At 61.8% G+C, this 24,524-nt stretch carries 27 protein-coding genes and 1 pseudogene; 14 read left to right on the forward strand and 14 right to left on the reverse strand.

Features of this window, described 5'->3' with window-relative positions:
- Positions 1-187: 187 nt before the first annotated feature.
- The 7 genes from U5O12_RS07590 to U5O12_RS07620 all read right to left on the reverse strand — a co-directional run bounded on the left by U5O12_RS07590 (position 188) and on the right by U5O12_RS07620 (position 6,371).
- Positions 188-598 (reverse strand): hypothetical protein, encoded by a 411-nt coding sequence (locus U5O12_RS07590; protein WP_322578045.1) that lies wholly within the window; start codon positions 596-598, stop codon positions 188-190.
- Between the two features lie 139 nt (positions 599-737).
- The gene (locus U5O12_RS07595) at positions 738-1,397 is read right to left on the reverse strand and encodes a DUF4145 domain-containing protein (RefSeq protein WP_322578046.1); all 660 of its coding nucleotides are present in this window, start codon (positions 1,395-1,397) and stop codon (positions 738-740) included.
- 16 nt (positions 1,398-1,413) lie between these two features.
- Positions 1,414-2,448 (reverse strand): IS630 family transposase, encoded by a 1,035-nt coding sequence (locus U5O12_RS07600; RefSeq protein WP_322578047.1) that lies wholly within the window; start codon positions 2,446-2,448, stop codon positions 1,414-1,416.
- Positions 2,449-2,564: 116 nt separating this feature from the next.
- A complete protein-coding gene (locus tag U5O12_RS07605; RefSeq protein ID WP_322578048.1) occupies positions 2,565-3,197 on the reverse strand; it encodes a response regulator transcription factor in 633 nt (210 codons plus the stop codon).
- The gene (locus tag U5O12_RS07610; protein WP_322578049.1) at positions 3,194-4,699 is read right to left on the reverse strand and encodes a sensor histidine kinase; all 1,506 of its coding nucleotides are present in this window, start codon (positions 4,697-4,699) and stop codon (positions 3,194-3,196) included. Before U5O12_RS07610 ends, U5O12_RS07605 begins: the two co-directional genes overlap by 4 nt.
- Before the next feature lie 60 nt (positions 4,700-4,759).
- Positions 4,760-5,149: a GGDEF domain-containing protein gene (locus tag U5O12_RS07615; RefSeq protein ID WP_322578087.1), complete on the reverse strand. Its 390-nt coding sequence runs from the start codon at positions 5,147-5,149 to the stop codon at positions 4,760-4,762.
- Positions 5,037-6,371 (reverse strand): hypothetical protein, encoded by a 1,335-nt coding sequence (locus U5O12_RS07620; RefSeq protein WP_322578050.1) that lies wholly within the window; start codon positions 6,369-6,371, stop codon positions 5,037-5,039. Before U5O12_RS07620 ends, U5O12_RS07615 begins: the two co-directional genes overlap by 113 nt.
- A 177-nt stretch (positions 6,372-6,548) precedes the next feature.
- Here U5O12_RS07620 and U5O12_RS07625 point away from each other — a divergent pair, with 177 nt between their 5' ends.
- A complete protein-coding gene (locus U5O12_RS07625) occupies positions 6,549-6,839 on the forward strand; it encodes a helix-turn-helix transcriptional regulator (RefSeq protein ID WP_322578051.1) in 291 nt (96 codons plus the stop codon).
- Between the two features lie 52 nt (positions 6,840-6,891).
- Here the strand turns inward: U5O12_RS07625 and U5O12_RS07630 are convergent, their stop codons facing one another.
- Both U5O12_RS07630 and U5O12_RS07635 read right to left on the reverse strand, forming a co-directional pair.
- Positions 6,892-7,626 (reverse strand): flagellar brake protein, encoded by a 735-nt coding sequence (locus U5O12_RS07630; protein ID WP_322578052.1) that lies wholly within the window; start codon positions 7,624-7,626, stop codon positions 6,892-6,894.
- Between the two features lie 88 nt (positions 7,627-7,714).
- The gene (locus U5O12_RS07635; protein ID WP_322578053.1) at positions 7,715-8,368 is read right to left on the reverse strand and encodes a Crp/Fnr family transcriptional regulator; all 654 of its coding nucleotides are present in this window, start codon (positions 8,366-8,368) and stop codon (positions 7,715-7,717) included.
- Between the two features lie 52 nt (positions 8,369-8,420).
- On the opposite strand from U5O12_RS07635, the gene U5O12_RS07640 reads away from it, so the two are divergent.
- On the forward strand, positions 8,421-8,546 hold the full coding sequence (locus tag U5O12_RS07640; protein WP_416221463.1) for a hypothetical protein: 126 nt from the start codon (positions 8,421-8,423) through the stop codon (positions 8,544-8,546).
- A gap of 92 nt (positions 8,547-8,638) precedes the next feature.
- Here the strand turns inward: U5O12_RS07640 and U5O12_RS07645 are convergent, their stop codons facing one another.
- Both U5O12_RS07645 and U5O12_RS07650 read right to left on the reverse strand, forming a co-directional pair.
- A complete protein-coding gene (locus U5O12_RS07645; RefSeq protein WP_322578054.1) occupies positions 8,639-9,127 on the reverse strand; it encodes an acyl-CoA thioesterase in 489 nt (162 codons plus the stop codon).
- A 32-nt stretch (positions 9,128-9,159) separates the two neighbouring features.
- Positions 9,160-10,506, reverse strand: coding sequence for a glycerate kinase (locus tag U5O12_RS07650; RefSeq protein ID WP_322578055.1), 1,347 nt, complete (start codon positions 10,504-10,506; stop codon positions 9,160-9,162).
- Positions 10,507-10,568: 62 nt separating this feature from the next.
- Between U5O12_RS07650 and U5O12_RS07655 the strand changes: the two genes are divergently transcribed.
- Positions 10,569-12,020, forward strand: a complete 1,452-nt coding sequence (locus U5O12_RS07655) for an 8-oxoguanine deaminase (RefSeq protein ID WP_322578056.1) — start codon at positions 10,569-10,571, stop codon at positions 12,018-12,020.
- 115 nt (positions 12,021-12,135) lie between these two features.
- Here U5O12_RS07655 and gudD read toward each other — a convergent pair whose 3' ends face one another.
- From gudD to U5O12_RS07670, 3 genes are all read right to left on the reverse strand, one after another.
- A complete protein-coding gene (gene gudD / locus U5O12_RS07660; RefSeq protein ID WP_322578057.1) occupies positions 12,136-13,482 on the reverse strand; it encodes a glucarate dehydratase in 1,347 nt (448 codons plus the stop codon).
- 101 nt (positions 13,483-13,583) lie between these two features.
- Positions 13,584-15,179 (reverse strand): methyl-accepting chemotaxis protein, encoded by a 1,596-nt coding sequence (locus U5O12_RS07665; protein WP_322578058.1) that lies wholly within the window; start codon positions 15,177-15,179, stop codon positions 13,584-13,586.
- An 87-nt stretch (positions 15,180-15,266) separates the two neighbouring features.
- The gene (locus tag U5O12_RS07670) at positions 15,267-16,070 is read right to left on the reverse strand and encodes a FadR/GntR family transcriptional regulator (RefSeq protein ID WP_322578059.1); all 804 of its coding nucleotides are present in this window, start codon (positions 16,068-16,070) and stop codon (positions 15,267-15,269) included.
- Between the two features lie 84 nt (positions 16,071-16,154).
- Between U5O12_RS07670 and U5O12_RS07675 the strand changes: the two genes are divergently transcribed.
- The 11 genes and pseudogenes from U5O12_RS07675 (at position 16,155) to garL (ending at position 24,516) form a co-directional block, all read left to right on the forward strand.
- Positions 16,155-16,982, forward strand: a complete 828-nt coding sequence (locus U5O12_RS07675) for an NAD(P)-dependent oxidoreductase (protein ID WP_322578060.1) — start codon at positions 16,155-16,157, stop codon at positions 16,980-16,982.
- 7 nt (positions 16,983-16,989) lie between these two features.
- Positions 16,990-17,892, forward strand: a complete 903-nt coding sequence (locus U5O12_RS07680) for an SMP-30/gluconolactonase/LRE family protein (RefSeq protein ID WP_322578061.1) — start codon at positions 16,990-16,992, stop codon at positions 17,890-17,892.
- A gap of 29 nt (positions 17,893-17,921) precedes the next feature.
- Positions 17,922-18,905, forward strand: coding sequence for a TRAP transporter substrate-binding protein (locus U5O12_RS07685; protein WP_322578062.1), 984 nt, complete (start codon positions 17,922-17,924; stop codon positions 18,903-18,905).
- Between the two features lie 68 nt (positions 18,906-18,973).
- The gene (locus U5O12_RS07690; RefSeq protein ID WP_322578063.1) at positions 18,974-19,300 is read left to right on the forward strand and encodes a TRAP transporter small permease; all 327 of its coding nucleotides are present in this window, start codon (positions 18,974-18,976) and stop codon (positions 19,298-19,300) included.
- Between the two features lie 21 nt (positions 19,301-19,321).
- The gene (locus U5O12_RS07695) at positions 19,322-19,507 is read left to right on the forward strand and encodes a hypothetical protein (protein ID WP_322578064.1); all 186 of its coding nucleotides are present in this window, start codon (positions 19,322-19,324) and stop codon (positions 19,505-19,507) included.
- Positions 19,508-19,544: 37 nt separating this feature from the next.
- A complete protein-coding gene (locus tag U5O12_RS07700) occupies positions 19,545-19,904 on the forward strand; it encodes a TRAP transporter large permease subunit (protein WP_322578088.1) in 360 nt (119 codons plus the stop codon).
- Positions 19,837-20,463, forward strand: a complete 627-nt coding sequence (locus U5O12_RS07705; protein ID WP_322578065.1) for a TRAP transporter large permease subunit — start codon at positions 19,837-19,839, stop codon at positions 20,461-20,463. Before U5O12_RS07700 ends, U5O12_RS07705 begins: the two co-directional genes overlap by 68 nt.
- Positions 20,463-20,792 carry a TRAP transporter large permease subunit gene (locus tag U5O12_RS07710; protein WP_322578089.1) on the forward strand — a complete coding sequence of 110 codons (330 nt, stop codon included), beginning with the start codon at positions 20,463-20,465 and terminating at the stop codon, positions 20,790-20,792. Before U5O12_RS07705 ends, U5O12_RS07710 begins: the two co-directional genes overlap by 1 nt.
- A 6-nt stretch (positions 20,793-20,798) precedes the next feature.
- Positions 20,799-22,064, forward strand: coding sequence for a glucarate dehydratase family protein (locus U5O12_RS07715; protein WP_322578066.1), 1,266 nt, complete (start codon positions 20,799-20,801; stop codon positions 22,062-22,064).
- Positions 22,065-22,069: 5 nt separating this feature from the next.
- A pseudogene (gene garD, locus U5O12_RS07720) lies at positions 22,070-23,683 on the forward strand (galactarate dehydratase).
- 50 nt (positions 23,684-23,733) lie between these two features.
- Positions 23,734-24,516 carry a 2-dehydro-3-deoxyglucarate aldolase gene (gene garL, locus U5O12_RS07725; protein ID WP_322578067.1) on the forward strand — a complete coding sequence of 261 codons (783 nt, stop codon included), beginning with the start codon at positions 23,734-23,736 and terminating at the stop codon, positions 24,514-24,516.
- Positions 24,517-24,524 lie beyond the last annotated feature (8 nt).

Here is a 24,524-nt window from a genome sequence, read left to right on the forward strand (position 1 = left end):
GAGGTCAGCCTCTTGCGCATCGACACCCATGCCCGCCAGCGGACATTCAACGGAGCTGAAATGCTACAAAGACTGGCTTGACTAAAAATGAAAAGAGGTCGACAAGCCTGCGGAAGGATTGAGTCACAGCGTTGAAGTCGTGGGGTGGCGAAACCGCCCCGTACGAATGCGAGGTTAGACCATTTGATCATTCGCATTCACCCTCAAAAACAAATCGACCGAGCAGAACTGTCAATGGCTTCGTGGAGGTCGAAACGTTCGGAAAAATGTTGACGTGCAGAACTGGGACGATACCGTCAATAGGCTCCGCATAGTAGACAAAGTAGATCTTGTCGCTGCTGGCTGTTTCCATAAAAGTCGGCTTTGAGAAGGTGCCAAAAGGACTCTTAGAGCCAGCGATCTCGCCTGTTCTCCGGTTTACGGTGAACTGAGTTCCAGGCATACCCGGCAATGTGTCGTTTGGCCCATCTATCAACGTCGGGTCGTCAGCGCAATAGTGCTGCTTTTTTTTAATAACGCAGACATAGTGCGAATCGTCTGCCGGCGTAGCTTGAGGGGATAGTCCCAGCAGCGCATTGAGAATCAATTTCAGTTTCAACAAATACCGCATTTGAGGTCTATCGTTTGGATTGACTGGCGCATTCCGGCGCAAGTTAATTGGCCTAGGCAGAAAGTCCTATTAAAGCAGCGCAGCCCACCTCGAACATCTGTTGGTTGACTTGGTTAGACATTAACAATTATGACAACACATCTGCGACGAAACGTTCTACCTCACTAATCATCGAGGAAACATCATCTTTGGTGAACTCGCTTGCATTGCCATGTGCTGCACTATTTCGTAGACCCGCAAGAGCGGTAATCCGCTTTTGAACAAGAAGGTTATACCTGCCAGCTTTAGCGAGGTCTGCGTTCATTTTGTCCAGCTTTGCAATTGGAAGCCCCATTTGACTGCACAAGTCCCTGAGCGTTGTCTCCAGGACTACGCCTGCCACAACAGCAGCAGCCATATAGAAGCCAGAAGTCTGCAGCTCTTTCGCCTGCTCAAGTTCGCTACTAAACAACTCGGCCTGTACGAGTTGGCGAACCGATGCTAGGTACCCACCTTCAAAATCTTCCTTGGCTGCTAGAAATACCGCCTTAACTCGTTTTGTCGTGTAGTCATTGTGGAGGTAGGCCTTCGGCTTCTCCTCTTCAACGAAAGCCAGAAAATGCTCTGACTCTTTGCCGCAAGCACCAGAAAGAAGGTTGCGAGCTTTTGCGCACCAATTGAGCAAGAGCTCATCGTCCACAGTTTCGTAGCTGCCAGAAAACTCGCTGTGCTTTTTGCTTTTTGTCGCTTCGACCAGCGCGAGTTGCTCCGCAAGCTCGGTGAAACGTTTTTGAAATAGTTGAGTCATGAACCACTCCCTTTACTCACCAGTCAGTAATATAGGAGACTGATGGATGGCGAAAAAATGCCCTCACCAAGGCTGGGTCATCGGCAATACTTTGCAGCTGCGCATCCACTCGACATTGTAAATTCTCACCCGCCTTCAATGGTGAGCGTGCCACCCCTGTGCGCTTGGCGTGGCTCCAGACCAATTCATCTGGATTGAGGTCCGGTGCATATCCGGGCAAGAAGTGAAGCGTCAATTTCCCGTTGGTGCTTGCCACGTATTGTTTGACGCAAGCAGACTTGTGTGCGGGCAGTCCATCAACTACCAGGCGCACTGGCTTTTTGCGCCGGCACATCAGTTTTTTGAGCAACTCGACGAACAACTCGCCCGTCAAACCGCCTTTGTAGGTGGCAAACCAGAAGGCTCCAGAAGAACTGACGGCAGATGCCGCACTGACTCCCTGGCGTTGTCCCGGGCGTTCAACCACCGGGGTCTGTCCACGCGGTGCCCAGGTCTTACCATGCACGGCGTCCGCACGAAAACCCGACTCATCCCAGAACAGGATTTCGGCCCCACTGCCTTGGGCTTCAATGGCAATGGCTGGGAATGTTTCGTTCTTCCAGCGGGCTACCGCTTCGGGGTCGCGCTGGTAGGCGCGCTCCAAGGGCTTTTGTGCCGTCAACCCTAAACGGGCCAGTAGCGCCCCAATACTGGCCAACGAGAGCGATACGTCAAAGCGCTCCAGTAGCAGTTCTTTTACGATTTGACGGGTCCACAATCCAAAGTCAAATCCGTACTGGTCGGGGCGCTTGCCGTTGACCCAGCGAAAGACCTGACGCTCTTGTTCCAACGTGAGTTTGCGTGGACGCCCCGTTCCCTTTGTGGAGCGCAGAGCCCGCAGCCCATTGCCGCGCCCCTTGGCCATTGCCCGGCACTTGTAGCCCCACGAGCGATGCATCCCCAGTGACGCAGCAACCTCGCCAGGGTGCTCACCTTCGCTCATCCGTTGCACCGCAAGAACCCGCATTTCTTCCAGCGTGTTGTGAGCCAATTTACGTCCATCTCGTTTCATGCCAAATAGGATAGAGTTTGGATGGAAGAGTTCAATAATTTGTACGCTTAATTACTGACTGGTGAGTAAATGCCCCATGCAATTTGTAAAAATCCCCGAAAATCTGCATCCCGTTATCAAGCATCCCCCTCCTCCACCAACGCCGCATAGTGCCGAATCAAATGCGCCAGCGATGGCGCTTCCAGTTTCTCGAACAGGTTGGCGCGGTGCGTCTCCACCGTGCGGGGTGATACGGCCATGGCGCGGCCGATTTCCTTGTTGGTGAGGCCTTCGACGATCAGGCCCAGCACTTCGCGCTCACGCTCGGTGAGGCCCGCGTAGCGTTGGCGGGCCGCCTGGTCGGCGGCGTGGCGTTGGCGGGATTTGACGTGGCGGCGCACGGCTTGCTGCAGGGTGTCGAGCAGCAGCTCGTCGTCCACCGGTTTTTCCAGAAACTCGGCCGCACCGGCCTTGAAGGCGCGGCGGCACAGGTCTACCGTGCCGTGGCCGGTGAGCATGATGACGGGGTGGTCTACACCTGCGGTCTGCAGTTGCTCCAGCACGGCCAGGCCCGACAGGCCGGGCATACGCATGTCCAGCACCACGGCGCCCAGGCTGGCGCGGTCGAACTCGGCCAGAAATCGCTCGGGGTTGGCCCAGGGTGCCACGCGCAGGCCCACGGTGCTGATCAACAAGCCCAGCGCGTCGCGCACGGCTTCGTCGTCGTCCACGAGGTGGATCAATGGGGAGAGGGAATCGGGCGTACTCATGCGCTGGCTCCTGCGGGGGCGGCGGGCAGCTCCAGCACAAAGCGGGTGCCGGGCTGTGCGGGCTCGTGGCGGATGTGGCCGCCCATGGCCTGGGCCAGGGTTTCGCACAGGCTCAGGCCCAGCCCCAGGCCGCCGGGGCGCGCGCTCACAAAGGGTTCAAACAAACGCTCGGCCACAGCCGGGGGCACGCCGGGGCCGTTGTCTTGCACCACCAGGCGCAGGCGGCCGGCAGCGGCGGGCTCCACCTGCAGCAGCAGGCTGCGCGGGCGGCCTTGCACTTGCTCCAGCGCATGCAGCGCATTGGTAACAAGGTTGTGCAGGATTTGCTCCAGCGCCACGGGGTCGCCCAGCGCCAGCAAGCCTGCGGGCGCTTGCAGTTGCACGGCCACCTGGCGCTTGTGGCATTCGGGCTCCAGCAGTTGCAGCACGTCGCTGGCGGCCTGGCCCAGGTCCAGCGGCACGGCGGTGCTGGTGTTGGGCCGCTCGATGGCGCGGCGCAGGCGGGCCACCACCTCGGCCGCGCGGCGGGCTTGCACCACGGTGCTGCCCATGGCGCTGCGCGCCTGCTCCAGATCGGGCGGGTCTTCGGCCAGCAGGCGGGTGGTGGCTTGGGTGCTTGCCAGCACGGCGGTCAGTGGTTGGTTCAGCTCGTGGGCCAAGCCAGCGGCCAACTCGCCCAGCGCGTTGAGGCGCGAGACTTGGCCCAGGCGCAGCAGCTCTTCGGCGCGCTGGCGCGCACGGCGCTGGCGCAGCGCACTGGCCAGCGCGGCTAGCGCCAGGCTCCAGCCCAGCAGCCAGGCCAGCCACGCGCCCCAGGGCAGGTCGGCCAGGCCGTAGCTGCGCTCGGCCACCATGTCAAAGGGCTGGCTGGTGGCGGCCAAGTGTTTGCGGAACACAAAGCGGCGCAGTGCGGTGTCATCGCCCGCGTGAATCTGCCAACGTGCATTGCCATGCTCCAGCCAGACCTGGGTGTGCTTGGCAGCCGCCGACTCGGGCCCATCGCCAAAGGGCCAGTCGGCCCAGGGCACCATGAGCGGTAGCGAAACCTCCAGCGCATACGCCGCAGCATCCGGCGCGCCGCTGGCCGGTGCCATGGCAATCCAGAAACGGCCTGCCGCGAAATCTGTGCTCGCCAGTTGGGGGGCGCCCTTCTGGCCTTCGGCTGCGTTCAGTACGGTGGCCAGTGCTGCGTTTGCAGGCCAGGCCTGCCCGGGCATACGCCGCCACATGTTCAAGAACTGAGGGTAGATGGCGGGCAGGCGGCTGTCCAGCGCGGGCTGCATGAGGCTGAGCGTGGCCAGCACGGCTTCGTGCTGCAGCGCGCGCTGCGACAAGATGCGGTGGGCGATGCGGGCATCGGTTTCAAAGTTGGCCTGGCTGCGGTCCATGGACTGCACCAGCAACCCGGCCCCGCCAGTCAACAGGCCCAGCAACCACATGATGGCCCAAACGGAACGCCCCGGCCGTTGAGACAATCGGGTCAGGGACGTGGGGAGTGGCATGGTGCGCATGGAAAATTTTGGCACAGGATGGCCGGCAAGCTCGAAAAAGACCGAACCTGCTTATTGTGGGCGAGCGTAAAACTGCACGCCATCCCGCCCTGCGGTCTTGGCTCGGTACATGGCGGAGTCGGCCGCGCTGAGTAGTTCGCTGAGTTCGCTGCCGTCTTGCGGGTAGCGGCTCACGCCGATGCTGGCAGTCACGCTCACCACGTGCGCACCGAGCACGTAATCCGGGCGCAGCACTGCCAACACCTTGTCCGCCATGCGGTGGCTGTCGTCTGGCCCTTCCACCAGCACGACAAACTCGTCCCCACCCAAGCGGGCCACCAAGTCGCCCTCACGCACACACGAGGCAATGCGCTGGGCCACCTGTTGCAGCAGCAAGTCGCCGATGTCGTGGCCCATGCCGTCGTTCACCGCCTTGAAGCGGTCCAGATCGACAAACAGCAGCGAGCCGGAGCCACCGCTGCGTTCCAGGCGATGCCAGGCTGCGCTTGAAGGCGTCCATAAACATGGCCCGGTTCGGCAGGCCGGTGAGCGCGTCGTGGTAGGCGCGGTACTGCAGCTCATCATGGGCGCGCTTGCGTTCGTCCACGTTGAGCAGCGCCGTCAACACACAGTCATGGCCTTCGTAGCGAATGCGTTGGGATGAACACAAACCCCAGAACGGCTTGCCATGACCGTCCTTGAGCTGCAGTTCCAGATCGGTCACGCGGTCTGTAGTTTGCAATGCGGCCACCAGCAGATCCCGGTCTGCACTGTTGACATAGAAGTCCCGTGGGCGGATCGCAGACAAAGTTAAGTCGCCCAACTGGAACTGCTGGCGCCCGTGATCATTCACATACTGCACCTGCTCGTCGGACTGGCGCACGATCACGATGGGCAAGGGCGCCAGCTGCAGCACACTTTGCAGCTGGGCTTCACTGGCACTCAGCAACTGCTGGGCCATCTCGAACCGCAGCAGCAAGCGGCGTGAAAACAGATAGGCCAGTGACAGCATGAGCAATACCGCCACCAGCATGGTGAGCAATATCAGCTGGGTGTACTTGCGGGCCGCCACGCCCAAGGTGTAAGAAAAGTCATCTTCCAATGGGGTGAGTGCTTCATTGACCGTTTGCAGCTGCTGCAAAAACTGCGCGGCTTGCGCGCTGGCAATCGGGCCCGCCTGTGCCGCCGCACGAATCTGGTCGCCCACCTGAACCATTTTTTCGATATGAAGATCGGCCTCAGTCCAAATCGTGATGGCCCGGTTGATCTCAGGCAGTGACCGAAACCAGCGAAACAAAAACACCATACCGGCTACATCGTCCGGGTGGTTGCGGCCCTGCAGAAAGCCAGCTTCGACCAGCGCGAAATCGGGATCGGGTTTTTCCAGTTCGGTACGGGCCTGCTTGTCACCGTCGTTGACGGCCAAGGCGCGCTGGTAGGCGGTGTAGTCGGCCTCATGGGTGTATAGCGTGTAGCGGGTCAGGGCGTAGAGCGCGTCTTTTTGGCCCTTGGACCACAGCCCCTCGCCCCCAACATAGGCCCGCACAGCGGAGAGCAAAAAAAAAAAGACGCTGAAACAGGTGAGAAAAAACAAACCCACTACTACGCCCACGTACACCCAAACTACGGCAAACAGCCGCCCGCGCCGCAGCGGGGCCCACACCGGGGCTGGGAGATCAGACACGGCGGCCATGGACTGCGCTGCGTGAAGGAATGGAATTTCGGGTCAGTTTGCACTCCCCGCCCTGGCAGACCGCCCCCGTGTTTGAGGGCGCTGGCACCAAGGCTGCGGCCCACTATACGCGAGCCGGGCCCATTGCGGCGAGTCAAAAAGCAGGTGGTACGCGTTACAGTCTGCGGCATGACGCAAGCCCCTCTGTCCCTCCCCAGCACCCCCATCGCAGTGGATATGCCTTCGCCCACCGGCGACACGCTCAAAGCGGCGCGCCTAGCGGCCGGCCTGAACCAAGCCCAGGCCGCCGAGCTACTGGGCTATTCCTTGCAAACCGGCAGCCGCGGTGGCCTGCAGTCCAGAACTTGGCAGGCGCTGGAAAGCCCCACCGACACGCGCTGCATGCAAGGCCCAGTGTTCGCGATGTTTTTGCTGCTCACCGGCCAGCATCCAGACTACGCGCTGACACCTCGGACTTAACGCTGCAAGGCGCAGCGCCCGTGGTGGTTTAAGTGGCGCTGGGCGCCGAGGGTTAGACCAAGGACTGGGGGCGTTCAATCATTTGCTGGTAGACCATGCTTTGCAGCACCATTTGGTCCTGCGGTTGCAGCTCGGAAAACTCCAAGCCAAAGTGGGCCAAGGGAACCGCGCCCGCCACAGCAGTTTCCTCACCAAACACCGCGCGGACCACGGCCCGCAACGACAGTGGAATGTCCACGTTGTGGAGCTTGATCTGAAATTTCATCTGCACCGTATCGCCCACATCCGCGATGTTGCGGCGCCCGTCCAGCAAGGCCCCATTGGCGCTCAGGTTGGAGATCACCGCCGGCACGGCCGTAACGCCCGGCCGCTCGGACTGTATCTGGGCAATGATTTTGGTTTTCACCCGGGGCGCCTTGCGCACCACGGTACCTTGCACCTCGGGTGGAAACGACACGTGCAGGTAAGGGTATGGCAACTTGGCGGCCCGCAGCACATCGCAGGCAAAGGCAAATGCATTTTGGCTAGCGAAGACGCGCACCACCAGTTGGTCACGTTCGATGAGTTCCAGGCGCGCGCCATTGGCATTCAGCGGCGCGGTGAGCAGCAACGATTGTTGCGGCACGAAGCCAATCACCCGCACATTGCAGCGCTCTGTTGACAAGCTGGCCGGAGGCTGGATTTGAAGGCGGTCCCCCACTTTGAGGTTCATCGCATCGAATGGGAAGCTGGTGCGGGGTCCGGAGTCTTCGTCCGCTTTGGGGGGCTCTAGTTCGGCAGTGCGCATGGTCTACAGGAGGGTTATAGCCAACTGATACTACCGTATGCGCAAGCCAGTTTGCGCCAATCCAGAGGACTATGAATGCACGGTGCGCTCAGCCGTTGGCCAGAGCCCCAAGCCCCCGTGTATCGACCAACTGCACATTGCGACCAGTGCCGCTAATCAGCTTGCGTTCGCGCAACTGGCGAAGCACGCGCGAGAGCGTTTCGGGCGCCATGCCCAACTCGGCGGCAATGGTGCGTTTGCGCTGCGCAAGTTGTACCGTTGCTCCGCCCATACTGGAGGGCGCAGCGCGGCGCAATAGCCACTCGGCGCAACGCGCCTCGGCATCTTTGGCCAGACGGCTCACAGCCCACTCAGTTTGTTGGCGACTGGTCTGCGCCACGTCTCTGAGCACTTGGGTAAACGCGGGATCGGCCTGGGCCAAAGCATTCACAAACTGGGGCAGTGGCACCGTACGCAACAGAACGTCGGTTTCCGCTAGCGCATCCGTGGCTGCGACCAGACTCAACACCGCAGACGCAGCGTCCATCCAACCCGGTTCGGCCTGCATGCCCAAATAGTGCTCCAACGCGGGGAGTTGGGCCGGATTGGACTCCAGCAGCCCGAATGCCACACGCCCGGTTTGTAAATAACTCACCTCGTGCTGGTACGTTCCACGTCGCCACAGCACGGTGCCTGCAGCCACGCGCAGCACCGGACTGCTATCCAACTGGGCGCTAACAAAGGGAAGGAAGGCTGACTCCATAGGGCGGACTGTGCCGCCCCACGCGCCGACCGACCTTGAGCAATATCAAACTTTGTGCAGCCACCGAGGCGATAGCTTCGCCGAAATGGAGCGACTGGCCAATACCTCGGGCGAACTGGTGCGCCTGTCGATCGTCGACGAAGACCGGCTGACTTGGGTCGCCAAATCGCAACAGTGAGCGCATGCACGCCTTGGCACCAGCCTTGCTGGCTGCAACGGCCGAGCTGGGCCCCGCCAGCAACGCATCCGCCCTGTTTGGTAAGCCGCGACTTAGGTGGTCGCGCCTTGGCGCGTTTGCCGAAATTTGTGCTCCAGCTCTTGGCGCAATTGCTTGCGCAGCTGGGCTGCTTCAAAGCGGCGCTTTTCATCTTCAGTCTCGGGCTGCAGCGGCGGCACGGCAACGGCCTTGCCGTGGTCGTCCACCGCCACCATGGTGAAGAAGCAACTGTTCACGTGCCGGACTTCTTGCGTGCGGATGTTTTCCGCAATCACCTTGATGCCTATTTCCATCGACGACTTGCCAGCAAAGTTCACGCTGGCCAGAAAAGTCACCAGCTCCCCCACCTGAATGGCCTGCAGAAACAGCACCCGGTCCACGCTGAGCGTGACCACGTAGCGCGAGGCATAGCGGCTGGCGCAAGCATAGGCCACTTGGTCGAGCAGTTTCAAAATTGCGCCGCCGTGCACCTTGCCGGAGAAGTTGGCCATGTCGGGCGACATCAGCACGGTCATGCTGAGTTGGTGGGTGGGGAGGTTCATAGCGATTGGAAAGCGAAAGTGGAGCTGGCGAATTACAGCACCAATATCGCGCGGAAGTCGTTCACGTTGGTGTGCGTGGGGCCGGTGGTGAACAAGTCGCCCAGCGGATCAAAGAAACCCACTGCGTCATTGCGGTCCAGGCAATCGGCCAACGAAACGCCCGCTGCGCTGGCGCGTGCCAGAGTGTCAGGCGTGACCAAGGCGCCGGCGTTGTCTTCCACGCCGTCGATGCCATCGGTGTCGGCGGCCAGCGCCCACACGCCGGCCTGGCCTTGCAGCGCTTGGGCCAGGCCCATGCAGAACTCGCCCGCACGGCCGCCCCGGCCTTTGATCGCACCTTCGCGGCGCGGGCGGATGGTGACGGTGGTTTCGCCACCGCTCAGGATCACGCAGGGTTTGGCAAACGGCTGAAACTCCGAGTGCGCGCGGTGCGCCACGGCGCGGGCCAGCGCGGCGTGCACCTTGCCCACCTCGCGTGATTCGCCTTCCATCTCGTCACTGAGGATGTACGCCATGAGCCCCATGGCGCGGGCCGCGCCAGCCGCAGCCTCTAGCGACTGCTGGGGCGTGGCGATCATGTGCACCTCGTTGTGGGCAAATACCGGGTCGTTCGGCTTGGGCGTCTCCAATGCACCGTTCTCTAGCAATTTATAGATGAAATCGGCCTCTAGCCCTTGTGTAGATTGCGCGAGTCGCTTCAGTATTGATAGCGCATCAGCACAGGTGGTGGGGTCTGGCACGGTCGGGCCGCTGGCAATCACACTGGGGTCGTCACCCGGCACATCGCTGATCAACAGCGTTACCACCCGGGCCGGCGCACAGGCCGCAGCCAGGCGGCCACCCTTGATGGCGGACAGGTGTTTGCGCACGCAGTTCATCTCTTGAATACTCGCGCCACTCTCTAGCAAGAGCTTGTTGATACGCTGCTTGTCTTCCAGACTAATACCCGGCGCAGGCAGCGTGAGCAAGGAGGAGCCTCCGCCCGAGATCAGGCAGATCACCAAATCGTCTTGGGTCAGCCCTTTGGTCAGCGCGAGGATGCGCTGCGCCGCAGCCAGCCCAGCCGCATCCGGCACCGGGTGCGCCGCTTCCACCACCTCAATGCGGGTGGGCAATGCATCCGCTGGGCGTGGTGGCGTGTGGTCATAACGCGTGACCACCAGCCCGGTCATGGGCGCGTCCTGCGGCCACAGGGCATCCAGCGCGTGGGCCATGGCGCCGCCGGCTTTGCCAGCGCCCAGCACCAGCGTGCGGCCCTTGGGCACTTCGGGCAGATAGGCGTGCAGCGTGTGGTTGGGCAGTGCCTGGTGCACGGCGGCCCAGTAGAGTTGGGTCAGCACGTCGCGCGGCGCGAGGCTGGCGTAGGTCGGATGGGTCATAGCTTTTTTTCCATTGTGCTTCAGGCAAAATTGGTTGGCGTTATTGATAGAAAGAGTATTCCATGCGTACCCTGCTGATCCACAACGCGCGCGCTATCGCGACGTTCGACCACACCGACCCAACGCAATCCACCGAGCTGCGCGATGCGTCTATCTACATCGAAGGCAACCGCATTGCCTTCATAGGCGCCACGGCCGACCTGCCACCGCATGCGCTGCAGGCCGACGAGGTGATCGACGCCTGCCACCACCTGGTGACGCCGGGCTTGGTGAACACGCACCACCATATGTACCAGTCGCTCACGCGGGCGATACCCGAGGTGCAGAACGCCGAGCTGTTTGGCTGGCTGCGCGGGCTCTACCCCATCTGGGCCGGACTTACGCCCGAGATGGTGCAGGTGAGCACGCAGATTGCCATGGCCGAATTGCTGCTCAGCGGCTGCACCACCAGCAGCGACCATCTCTACATCTACCCCAATGGCGTGCGGCTGGACGACAGCATTGGCGCAGCAGCCGAGATTGGCATGCGTTTTGTGGCCACGCGCGGCAGCATGAGTGTGGGCCAAAGCCAAGGCGGCTTGCCGCCCGACCGCGTGGTGGAACGCGAAGACTTCATTTTGAAGGACACACAACGCCTGATCGAGCAGTACCACGACGCGTCGTTTGGCTCCATGCTCAATGTGGCCGTGGCGCCCTGCTCGCCTTTCAGCGTAAGCCGCGACCTGATGCGTGAATCGGCTTTGCTGGCACGAACCTACGGCGCGCGCCTGCACACCCATCTGGCCGAGAACGACCACGACCTGGCCTACAGCCGCGAGAAGTTTGGCTGCACGCCCACGCAGTACGCGCAAGACCTGGGCTGGCTGGGCCACGATGTGTGGCACGCCCACTGCGTGAAGCTGGATGACGAGGGCATCAGCCTGTTTGCCGCCAGCCGCACCGGCGTGGCGCACTGCCCCTGCAGCAATATGCGGCTGGCCAGCGGCATTGCGCCCGTGCGCAAGATGCTCAACGCCGGGGTGCCCGTGGGCCTGGGCGTGGACGGCAGCGCCAGCAACGACGCCGCGCACATGCTCAACGAGGCGCGCCAGGCGCTGCTGCTGGCGCGCGTGGGCCGCGCCATGCAGCCGCCCGAAGAACGTGTGTTGGCAAGCGGCGAGCGCCGCACCTTCTTTGGCTGCGACCTGGGCCCGGCCGAGATGACGGTGCGCGATGCGCTCAGCGTGGCCACACGCGGCGGCGCGCAGGTGCTGGGCCGCAGCGATGTGGGCCACCTGGCCGTGGGCATGTGCGCCGACCTGGTGCTGTGGGACCTGGACACGCTGGGCTTTGCCGGCGGCGCGGTGCACGACCCCGTGGGCAGCCTGCTGCTGTGCGCCAGCCCGCAGGCCGACTACACCGTGGTGAATGGCCGGGTGGTGGTACGCGAAGGGCATCTGGAGACGGTGGACCTTGGCCCGCTGATGGAGCGCCACAACCGACTGGCACTGCAGCTGGCCGAGGGTGCGCGCTAACTTTACGGCAGCATTTGCGCCGCAATCGCTCCTAAAACAGGAGCTGCTTGCGCAATATCCACGGGGGCTAGAGGCATATTTGACTTGAAACTCCACGGCAGGAGCCTCGTTGCGGTCAGCGCACCAGGGCGGGGCTCTTGGGGTTGAAGCTCCAGCCCGGAATCAGGTACTGCATGGCCATAGCGTCGTTGCGTGCACCCAAGCCGTGCAGCAGGTACAACTGGTGGGCTTTCTCCACTTCCACCATGTCCAGCTCCACGCCGAGTCCGGGCGTAGTGGGCACAGCAATTTGCCCGCCGACAATTTGCAGCGGGGCCTTGGTCAGGCGCTGGCCGTCTTGCCAGATCCAGTGGGTGTCAATGGCGGTGACCTTGCCGGGCGCTGCGGCCGCCACATGGGTGAACATGGCCAGCGACACATCAAAGTGGTTGTTGGAATGCGAACCCCAGGTCAAGCCCCAGGTCTCACACACCTGCGCCACGCGCACGGAGCCCTGCATGGTCCAGAAGTGCGGGTCGGCAAGCGGAATATCCACCGACTGCAGCGCCAGCGAATGCGCCAGCTCGCGCCAGTCGGTGGCGATCATGTTGGTGGCGGTGGGCAGGCCGGTGGCGCGGCGGAATTCGGCCACCACCTCGCGGCCCGAGAACACGCCTTCGGCACCGCAGGGGTCTTCGGCATAGGCCATCACGCCATGTAGGTCGCGGGTCAGGCGAATAGCGTCTTTGAGCAGCCAGCCGCTGTTCGGGTCCAGCGTGATACGGGCCTGCGGGAAGCGTGCGTGCAGCGCACGAATCGCTTCCACTTCTTCCTCGCCGCGCAGCACACCGCCCTTGAGCTTGAAATCTTGAAATCCATAACGCGCAAAGGCGGCCTCGGCCAGGCGCACCACACCCTCGGCGTCCATGGCTTTTTCGTGGCGCAGGCGCTTCCAGTCATCGGCCTGGTCGGGCTCGCTGAGATAGGGCAAGTCGGTGGCGTTGCGGTCACCCACATAAAACAGGTAGCCCAGAACGGCCACGCTGCTACGTTGCTGGCCATCGCCCAAGAGCGCTGCCACGGGCACGCCCAAAAACTTGCCCAGCAAATCGAGCAAGGCGCTTTCCACGGCGGTGACGGCGTGGATGGCGATGCGCAAATCGAATGTCTGCAGGCCACGGCCGCCGCTGTCACGCGCGGCAAAGGCTTCGCGCATGCGGTTGAGGATGGCGTTGTAGTTACCGATGGATTGGCCTACAACCAGGGCGGCGGCGTCTTCCAGCGTCTGGCGGATCTTCTCGCCGCCGGGCACTTCGCCCACGCCGGTGTTGCCGCTGCTGTCGGTCAGGATGACGATGTTGCGCGTAAAAAACGGCGCATGGGCGCCGCTCAGGTTCATCAACATGCCGTCATGGCCCGCGACGGGGATGACACGCAGGGCGGTGATGGTGGGCGCGCGGACGGGGGAATTGAGGGGTTCCATAGGGCTCTAGCTTTTAGATTTTAAATCGCAAGTTGTAAGACATCATACAACAACCATTGCAGCCTCGGATAAGGGTTATCACGCATACCGCCGCAAGGCGCCTAGCGGCTCAGGGCGAGTAACTCCGCCTCGCCCAGGTCGAACTGTTGCACCAGCGCCGTCAGCTGCGCGGCGCGCTGCCTCAACCCTGCTGCGGCGGCGGCCGACTGCTCCGACAAGGCCGCATTTTGTTGGGCGACCATGTCCAATTGACTGACAAACTGATTGGCCTGTGCAATACGCTCCACCTGCAGCACAGCCTCCGACGCAATGCCAGAGATCATGCTGGAGACTTGCTTCACTGACCCCGTCACTTCGATGGCAGTTCCGCCCGCACGATTGACTTGGACCGAGCCGGAGCTCACCTTCTCCAGGGACGCGCCAATCAGCACCTTGATTTCTTTGGCGGCCTCTGCACTTCGGCCCGCCAAGGCACGCACCTCGCTGGCCACCACGGCAAAGCCGCGCCCCTGCTCACCCGCCCGCGCAGCCTCGACTGCGGCGTTCAGGGCCAGGATGTTGGTTTGGAACGCGATTCCGTCAATGATGGCTGTGATGTCGGCGATCTTGCGGGAGGCATCGTCGATTTCATTCATGGTGGTCACCACCTGGGCCATCACCTCGCCGCTGCGCTCCGCGACGGTACACGCCTCGCCAGAAAGGGCTTGTGCGGAACGTGCCGACTCACTGGTTTCATTCACAGAGGCCCCAAGATGCCCAATGGCCTCCAACGTGTTCTGGACAGCCGCCGCAGTGTCCTCCGCACGGTCACTCAGGTTCTGGCTGCCCTGCGCGATTTCGGTACTTGCATTGCCGATGTCTTCAGAGGCACCTCGAACCCCCAGGGCCAACTGGAACAAGTTCTGCCGCATGGATTCCAGGGCCAGCAGCAAACCACCCACCTCATCCTGCCGATTGGTCACAATCGGCAGGGACAAATCGTGTCTGGCCATGCGTTGCGTCGCAGAGACAGCGACTCCAATAGATCCAGAAATATCTCGAATAACCCACAACGCCACCGCAGCGCCTACCAAAAGTGCAACGCCCATACCGCCCCAAATGGCATTGCGGGCGGTCGAAGCTTGGGCTACCGCATCAGCCGACAGCTCTTCATTTTTACGGGTTTGCCACCCTGAAAGTGCATCCACCGACTTGCTCCACGCCTGGTGTTTGGCAGCCCAGACTGCTTTGTCTTTCGCATACTCCAAACGCAGGCTGTACGCCTGCGCCGGTTTTCCACGTCCCTCTGAGAGCTTTTCGCTCAAAACAATGAGCTGCCTCACGTCGTTGGAGGCCGACGCAGAAGCTTTGATCAAGTCCGCTACAGAGGGGTCCTCAGAAAGCGAAACCTGCAAGCGCCCCAAGGTAGCATCAAACGTATCCAAATGCGCCACGACCCGATCCAGCAGTGGCTCCATAGCCGCCAAATCCGTACTACCAAATTCCCCAATCGCCTGGATATGACTGGTGGCAGCACTACGCATTTCGTTGATAGTTGTGGTGCGAGTTGCACTACGCACCGTGATTTCCTCCAGCGCCGAGGTCAGGGCACCCATGCGAAATAATGACAGCAGCGCAATCAGAACAACTAGCGCCAGCACACCACCAAAACCCAAAGTGAGGCGCCATGCGATACCAAATCCTGCGATATTTTTCATATTTGTCTCCTCGATATTCACACTTGGTTGCCCAAGTGGCACAAAGGCAGTTCTCGGACTGTCGAATACTACCCGCTCACCCGATGGTCAGTTGTTATTTTGCAAGACCACGGGCACCTGACCCGCCTGCGCCATGCGTAAGCGATTCAAGCTGTTGGTTAGGTGGGTACGCATAGCGGCCCGGGCCGCCTCCGCATCCTGATTGGAAATCGCCATGTAAATGCTTTCATGCTCGATCTGGACCCGGACCAAGTAGCCCTGACGCCCCTCTGGAGCAGCATTGGCCGTATTGATGCGCGCGCGAGGAATGACCATGGAGCCCAAATATGCCATGAGGTCCGCAAAATGGCGATTGCCCGTTGCGTTTGCAATTTCCAAATGGAACTGGAAGTCAGATGGCACTGCGTCTGAATCGGCAGAGACCGCAGCCCCGAAGGCATCGAGCAAACTGCGCATGCTGTGCAAATGCGCATCAGTCCGGCGAAGGGCCGCAAGCCCTGCGGCCTCCGTCTCCAAACTGGTACGCAATTCCAACAAGGCAATCACATCGGAAATGAGTGCCAGGTCCACCGCGCCGACCTGAAAAGTACCTTGCGCCCGAGCCTCCAATGCGAAAGTGCCGACGCCATGTCGCGTCTCGACCAACTGGCTGGCTTGGAGATTGGAAATAGCCTCGCGCACCACGGTGCGACTTACTTCATACCGCGCCATGATTTCTGACTCGGTCGGCAACTTCTCACCCGGTTTGATGGCTCCGTTGCGAATGCTGCCAGACAAACTGTCTACGACCTCTTGAACCAATCCTCGCGAGCGCTTGGGACGTGCCACGTTCGCATCCGATCCCGCAACGGAAGGAGAAAGGACGCCCGTAGGGGTTTGTACTAGGTCCATGAAAAAGCCCTTGACTCGATGGGAGTGACTGCTGACAATTTAACACATCAGACAACATACAACTAAAAAGACAGCATACATCTCATGACGATCAAAGTACACCACACTTTGTTGATGACCGGTGCCGCAGGCGGCTTGGGAACTGCCATGCGTGACCGGCTCAAGGCCAATTGTGAGGTGCTGCGCCTCTCCGACCGCAACGCTTTCGGCCCCGCCCGGGATGGCGAAGAAGTGGCATTGGCCGACCTGGCCGACGCGGCAGCCGTGGATGCCATGGTGCAGGGTGTGCAGGCGATCGTGCACTTTGGTGGCATCTCCGTGGAAGCCGCCTTCGAGCCCATCCTGCAGGCCAACATTCTGGGTGTCTACAACCTCTATGAGGCCGCACGCAAGTTTGGCGTCAAACGCGTAGTGTTTGCCAGCTCCAACCACGTGACCGGTTTTTACAAACAAAGCGAAACCATCACCTTGGACCACCCCGCCCGCCCCGACAGCCTGTATGGCGTGAGCAAGGCCTTTGGCGAAGACCTCTCGCGCATGTACTTTGATCGCTACGGCATTGAGACCGCCTGCCTGCGGATCGGCTCTTCGTTTGCCGAACCCCGGGACCGCCGCATGCTCGCCAGCTGGTTGAGCTTTGATGACCTGCACCGCCTGGTGACCGCCTGCCTGACCACCCCCATCCTGGGCCACACCGCCATCTTTGGCATGTCCGACAACGCCGTGGTCTGGTACGACAACAGCGCAGCGCGCCACGTGGGTTATGTGCCGCAGGACAGCGCCGACCCATTCCGCGAAGCCGTCTATGCCCGCACGCCGCAGCCCGACATCACCGACCCCGCCGCGATTTACCAGGGCGGTGGTTTCTTGTTCCAGGGCGAACCCATGACTGCCCACAAGGCAGGCAAGTAAAACCGCCATGCCCACCACTTCTGCCATTTCCAGTGCCCGCGACCGGGTCGGCGAATCGCCGGTCTGGTCGGTCGCTGCCCAGGCCCTCTACTGGGTGGACATTGAAGGCCAGCGCATCCACCGCCTGGATTGGGCCAGCCGCACGCAACACAGCTGGACACTGGCCGAGCGCGTGGGCTGCATTGCGCTGAGCACCCGTGGCACCGTAATTGCTGCCATGGAGAGTGGCATTTTTGAGGTGACGCTGCAAGACCCGCCCATGGCCCAGGTGAAATGCCTGGCCACCATCAGCCACCCGCACGCCAGCATGCGCTTCAACGATGGCCGCTGTGACGCCCAGGGCCGCCTGTGGGCCGGCACCATGGTGCGCGACATGGGCCTAGGCAATGCGGCCGGCGGAATTTACTGCCTGGACACCCAAGGCCTGCGTGGCCCGGTGCTGGAGGGCTACATCACCCCCAACGGCATGGCCTTCAGCCCCGATGGCACGACCGCCTACCTGTCGGACTCGCACCCCAGCGTGCAAAAAATCTGGCAGCACACATTTGACGGTACCACCGGCACCTGGGGCCCTCAAGCCGCTTGGGTCGACATGACACCCCTGCCTGGCCGCCCCGATGGTGCGGCTGTGGACTCTGAGGGCTGCTACTGGATTTGCGGCAACGATGCCGGCCAGGTGCTCCGCTTCAGCCCCGCCGGTGCGCTGTTGCAGTCCATCGCGGTACCCGTGAGCAAACCCGCCATGTGTGCCTTTGGCGGCCCCGATCTGCGCCACCTGTTTGTGACATCCATCCAGCCCGCTATGCCCGCCCCCGGCTTTGATGCCGCGCTGGACGGTGCCGTTCTGGTGCTGGAGCCCGGCGTGCAAGGCCTGCCGGAGCCCCTGTTTTCCCAGTTTCCCGTTCGTTAAACCCTAACCATCCTAAAGAGGAGACAAGCATGACTTTCCGTAGAACTTTTGTGGCATCCGCCATTGCCGCCATTGCGCTGTGCAGCACCCTGGGCGCACAAGCCCAGAACATCGTACTCAAGGCCACCGACACCCACCCCGCCGGCTACCCCACCGTGGTGGCGGTGGAGAACATGGGCAAGAAGCTGGAAGCCGCCACCAACGGCCGCATCAAGATGCAAATGTTCCCCGGCGCGGTGCTGGGCCAGGAAAAAGAAGCCGTTGAGCAAGCCCAGATTGGCGCGATCCAGATCGTGCGCATTTCGCTGGGCGTGGTCGGCCCCGTGGTGCCGGATGTGGACGTGTTCAACATGCCCTTTGTGTTCCGTAACATCCCCCACATGCGCGCTGTGATTGACGGCCCCATCGGCGCAGAACTGCTGGACAAAGTGACTGCCAGCCCTGCCCGCCTGGTGGGCCTGGGCTGGATGGACGGTGGCGCCCGCAGCCTGTACACCAAGAAGCTGGTGAAGACCCCGGCTGACCTCAAGGGCATCAAGGTGCGCATGATGGGCAACCCCCTGTTTGTGGACACCATGAATGCCATGGGTGGCAACGGCATTTCCATGGCCTACGGCGAAGTGTTCAGCGCGCTGCAAACCGGCGTGATTGACGGTGCGGAAAACAACCCGCCCAGCATGTTCACCAGCAACCACTACACCACCGGCACCAAGTTCTACGCCCAGACCAACCACCTGATCATTCCTGAGATGTTGGTGATGTCCAAAGTGGCCTGGGACAAGCTGTCCGCCGAAGACAAGACCTTGATGAAAAAGGTGGCCCGCGAAGCCCAAATGGAACAACGCGGGCTGTGGGACAAGAGCGTGGAAGACTACTCCGCCAAGCTGAAAGCCGCTGGCGTTGAATTTGTGGCTGTGGACCAAAAGCTGTTCTTTGATGCCACCGCCCCGGTTCGTGCCAAGTACGGTACCAAGTTCACCGACCTGATGCAACGCATCGCCGCGACCAAGTAAGGCCTTTCTTGCGTGGATGGGTGCCCGCTGCGGCGCAGCTGCCCTTGACCTTGCCTGGACCGTTTCCCATGAAAAACACACTATTGCGCTGCAGCGACATGCTGTACCTGGCCTGTATCTGGCTGTCCGGGGGGGCCGTCATCGTCATGTCCCTGATCATTCCCTGGGGCATTTTTACGCGCTACGTGCTGGGCACGGGGTCGCAATGGCCCGAACCCATCTCCATCCTTCTGATGGTAGTTTTTACGTTTTTTGGTGCCGCTGCGGCCTACCGCGCCGGCTCCCACATTGCTGTGGCCATGGTGACCGACCGCTTGCCGCGTGTGCTGCAGCAGTCTCTGCGTCCAACGTGGTGCACGTGCCTGATGGCTCTGGCGTCGCCATGTTCATGCTGATTTACGGCAGCCAAGCTCTGCATGGAGACCTGGGGCCAAAACATTGGAGAAATCCCCTGGATGCCGGTGGGGGCCACTTACTTGCCCGTTCCTTTGGGCGGCCTGGTGACTCTGCTATTCATCTTGGAGCACGTCTTGCTGGGCTCCCAACACACCCGGGCAGTTATTACGTTTGACCACGCCATTGCCGAAACGGAGGCCCTTTGATGGACGCGCTGGTACTTTTGGGCTCTTTCTGGTGCTCATGATCATTGGCATGCCCGTGGCCTATGCCATGGGCCTGTCGGCCCTGATTGGTGCCTGGTGGATTGAGCTGCCTTACGACGCCGTGATGATCGCCATCGCCGGCGGCGTGAACAAGTTCTCTCTGCTGGCCATTCCCTTCTTTGTGCTGGCCGGCGCCATCATGGCCGAGGGCGGCATGTCGCGCCGCCTGGTGGCTTTTGCCGAAGTGCTGGTGGGTTTTGTGCGCGGCGGTCTTGTCGCTGGTCAACATTCTGGCCTCTACCTTCTTCGGCGCCATCTCAGGTTCCTCCATGGCAGACACCGCCTCCATTGGCTCGGTACTGATCCCGGAGATGGAAAAGAAAGGCTACCCGCGTGACTTCGCCACCGCAGTGACGGTGAGCGGTTCGGTGCAAGCCATCCTGATCCCGCCCAGCCACAACGCGGTGATTTACTCTCTGGCTGCGGGTGGATCGGTGTCGATTGCGGCGCTGTTTCTGGCCGGTGTGTTGCCAGGCCTGTTGCTGGGCCTGACGCTGGCCATCATGTGCCTGTTCATCGCCAAGAAACGCGACTTCCCCAAGGGACGCAGCATCCCCATGAAAGAAGCACTGCGCATCTGTGTCGATGCGCTGTGGGGCCTGATGACCATGGTCATCATTTTGGGCGGCATTTTGTCCGGCGTGTTTACGGCCACCGAATCCGCCGCCATTGCGGTGGTGTGGGCTTTCTTCGTGACCATGTTCATCTACCGCGACTACAAGTGGAATGAGCTGCCCAAGCTGGTGCACCGCACCGTGAAGACGCTGGCCATTGTGATGATCCTGATCGGCTTTGCCGCCAGCTTCGGTTACATCATGACCCTGATGCAGATCCCCACCATGATCACCGCAGCCTGTTCACCAGCGTCTCGGACAACAAGTACGTGGTGCTGCTGATGATCAACATGCTGCTGCTGGTGCTGGGCACGCTGATGGACATGGCGCCGCTGATCTTGATCATGACGCCCATCCTGCTGCCCATCGTCAAGACACTGGGTGTAGACCCGGTGCACTTCGGCATGATCATGATGGTGAACCTGGGCATGGGCCTGATCACCCCACCCGTAGGTGGCGTGCTGTTTGTGGGTGCGGCGGTGGCCAAGTTGCCGATTGAACGGGTGGTGAAAGCACTGATGCCCTTCTTCGGGGCACTCCTGATGGTGCTGATCGCCGTGACCTACATTCCTGCGCTGTCCATGTGGCTGCCCGGTCTGTTGCTGAAGTAAGCCCCCATGAAGATCACTGCAGTTCGGGTCACCCCGATCGCCATCAAAGACCCCGCTTTGCTCAACGCGGCGGGTGTTCACGAACCCTTTGGCCTGCGCTCCATCATTGAGGTGGTGGGTGCCAACGGCATGGTGGGCCTGGGCGAAACCTATGGCGACGCGCCGGTGCTGGGCCTGCTGACACGTGCGGCACCCCACCTGGTCGGCATGTCAGCCTTTGACCTCAATGGCATGCTGGCGCGGCTTCAGGCGCTGGCGCCCAAAGTCAACACCGGCCACGTGGAAATGGAACTGGCACCCGGCTCACTCGCCAGCAACCTGGTGACCAGCGCGTTCTCGGCATTTGAAGTGGCCTTCATGGACCTGCAGGCGCGCACCCTGGGCATCCCCTTGGTGGAGCTGCTGGGTGGCGCGGTGCGCGACAAGGTGTCGTACTCGGCCTATTTGTTCTACAAATGGGATGCGTCGGTAGACCCCGAGTACGCCCCCGATCCCTATGGCGAAGCGGTGAATGCGGAACAAATTGTTCAGCAGGCGCGCAAGATGATCGACCAATACGGGTTTGAGAGCATCAAGCTCAAGGCCGGTGTGTTCGACCCCATGGAGGAAGCGGATGCCATTCTGGCGCTCAAGGCCGCCTTCCCCAACCAGCCCCTGCGCATCGACCCCAACAGCAACTGGAGCATGGCCACCAGCCTGAAAGTGGCCGACAAGCTGCGCGGTAGCTTGGAATATTACGAAGACCCGACGCCCACGCTAGAAGGCATGGCCGCGCTGCACCAAGCCACCGGCATGCCCCTGGCCAGCAACATGGTCATCACCAACTGGGCGGAGCTCAAGCGCAGCATTGAACTCAATGCCGTGCAAATTTTGCTGAGCGACCACCACTTTTGGGGCGGTCTGCGTGCCACCCAGGCCTTGGCACAAACCTGCCAGACCTTTGGCCTGGGTCTGTCCATGCACTCCAACTCCCACCTGGGCATCAGCCTCATGGCCATGACGCACTTGGCCGCCTCGGTGCAACACCTGAGCTACGCCTGTGACACCCACTACCCCTGGCAAAGCGACGAGGTGTTGGTAGGCGGCAAGGTGCCGATTGTGGGCGGCTGCGTGCACCTGACCGACAAGCCCGGCCTGGGCGTGGAGCTGGACCAGGACAAGCTGGCCGAACTGCACGAGGCGTTCAAGGTCTGCCGCATCCGCACCCGCAACGACGTGGCCCAGATGCAGCGCTACCGCCCAGAGTGGACACAGATCAAACCCCGGTTTTGAACGCCATGTCTGCCTCCACCCCCCGCCCACCGCTCACGATCCGCATGCATGCGGCCGACAACGTGGCCATCGTGGCCAACGATGGCGGCTTGCCTGCCAGGCAGCGTGTTGCCCGAGTGGCTTGACGCTGGTGGACCGCGTGCCGCAAGGCCACAAGGTGGCCTTGGTGCCGATTGCCAAAGACGCCGCTGTGCTGCGCTACAACGTGCCGATTGGCTACGCAATGCAGGATATTCCTGCGGGCGCCTGGGTGCACGAGCGCATGCTGCACATGCCCGAAGCCCGCTCCTTGGCGGACCTGCCCCGTTCCACTGCGGCCGCCTGGAATGCCGAGCCGCTGGAGGGTTACACCTTCGAGGGCTACCGCAACGCCGATGGCTCGGTGGGCACGCGCAACATCCTGGCCATCACCACCACGGTGCAGTGTGTGGCGGGTGTGGTGGACTTTGCGGTGCAGCGCATCAAGGAGCAGCTGCTGCCCCGTTACCCGAATGTGGACGACGTGATTGGTCTGGAACACAGCTACGGCTGCGGTGTGGCCATCGACGCGCCCGACGCCATCATCCCCATCCGCACGCTGCGCAACATCTCCAAGAACCCCAACTTTGGCGGCGAGGTGATGGTGGTGAGCCTGGGCTGCGAGAAGCTGCAACCGGACCGTCTATTCCCTGCCGGCGGTATTGCTATCAAACCAGTAGCTGCTGGCGCAGTAAATACGGGCCCTACAGGCCAATTTGGCACTCAAAATGAGCCCGCACTCGATGTGGTGTGCCTGCAGGCCGAGAAGCATGTGGGCTTCATGAGCATGATTGACTCGGTGCTGGCGTCTGCCGTGCCGCACCTGGAGCGGCTGAACGCCCGCCAGCGCGAAACCCTTCCGGCCAGCGAGCTGGTGGTGGGCGTGCAGTGTGGCGGCAGCGATGCGTTCTCTGGTGTGACGGCCAACCCCGCCGTGGGCTTTTGCACCGACCTGCTGGTGCGCGCCGGGGCCACGGTCATGTTCTCGGAGACCACCGAGGTGCGCGACGCGGTGGACCAGATGACCGCCCGCGCCACCACCCCTGAGATTGCCGATGCCATGGCCCGCGAGATGGCCTGGTACGACGCCTACCTGGGCCGCGGCCAGGCCGACCGCAGCGCCAACACCACACCCGGCAACAAGGCCGGTGGCCTCTCCAATATTGTCGAAAAAGCCATGGGCTCCATCATCAAGTCCGGCACCGCGCCCATCAGCGGCGTGCTGTCGCCGGGCGAGAAACTGCAGCACAAGGGCCTGCACTACGCCGCCACCCCCGCCAGCGACTTCATCTGCGGCACGCTGCAGCTGGCCGCTGGCATGAACCTGCATGTGTTCACCACCGGCCGCGGCACGCCCTACGGCCTGGCCGAGTGCCCGGTCATCAAGGTGGCCACCCGCACCGACCTGGCGACGCCGCTGGCACGACCTGATGGACGTGAACGCCGGGCGCATTGCGGATGGTGAAGCCAGCATTGAAGACCTGGGCTGGGAGCTGTTCCACCTGATGCTCGATGTGGCCAGCGGCCGCAAAAAAACCTGGGCTGAGCAATGGAAGCTGCATAACTCGCTGGTGCTGTTCAACCCCGCCCCAATCACCTGACCCCCCCGAACAAGAACCAACACCCGATTGCTCCGCTTGAAGGCATTGCCATGACCTACCCTACCCCTTACCGCCCTTTTCCCAACCAGTTCAAGAAGGACCTGCTGGCCGGCAAGCGCCTGATTGGCTGCTGGGCATCCCTGGCCAGCCCCATCACCGCCGAGGTGCTGGGTGTTGCTGGCTTTGACTGGATCTTGTTGGACGGCGAACACTCGCCCAACGATGTGGTGACCTTTGTGCCCCAACTCATGGCGCTCAAGGACAGCGTGAGCGCGCCCTTTGTGCGCCCCACCTGCAACAACCCCATCGAGATCAAGCGCCTGCTGGACGCCGGGTTCTACAACTTCCTGGTGCCCTTTGTGCAAAACGCCGAAGAAGCGGAGTTGGCCGTGTCCGCCACCCGCTACCCGCCCGAGGGCATGCGCGGTGTATCGGTCGCCCAGCGCAGCAACCGCTATGGCTCGGTGCCCAACTATTTCCAGGAAGCCAACCAGCACATGTGTGTGGCGGTGCAAATTGAAAGCCGCGAAGCCGTGGCCGCCAGTGGCGAGATTGCCGCCGTGCCAGGCGTGGACTGCATTTTTGTCGGGCCGTCAGACCTGGCCGCTGGTTATGGCCACCTGGGCAACGCCGCGCACCCCGAGGTGCAGGCCGCTATTGCCCATGTGTTTGCCCAGGCCAAGGCCCACGGCAAGCCCACCGGCATCCTGGCGCCAGTAGAGGCCGATGCACGCCGCTACATGGACATGGGTGCCACCTTTGTGGCCGTAGGCAGCGACCTGGGGGTGTTCCGCAACGCCACGCAGGCTTTGCGGGACCGGTACCTTAGCTAGCACTTCTT

Origin of the sequence: Rhodoferax sp. (assembly GCF_034519335.1) — a bacterium.
Lineage (GTDB): Bacteria > Pseudomonadota > Gammaproteobacteria > Burkholderiales > Burkholderiaceae_C > Allorhodoferax.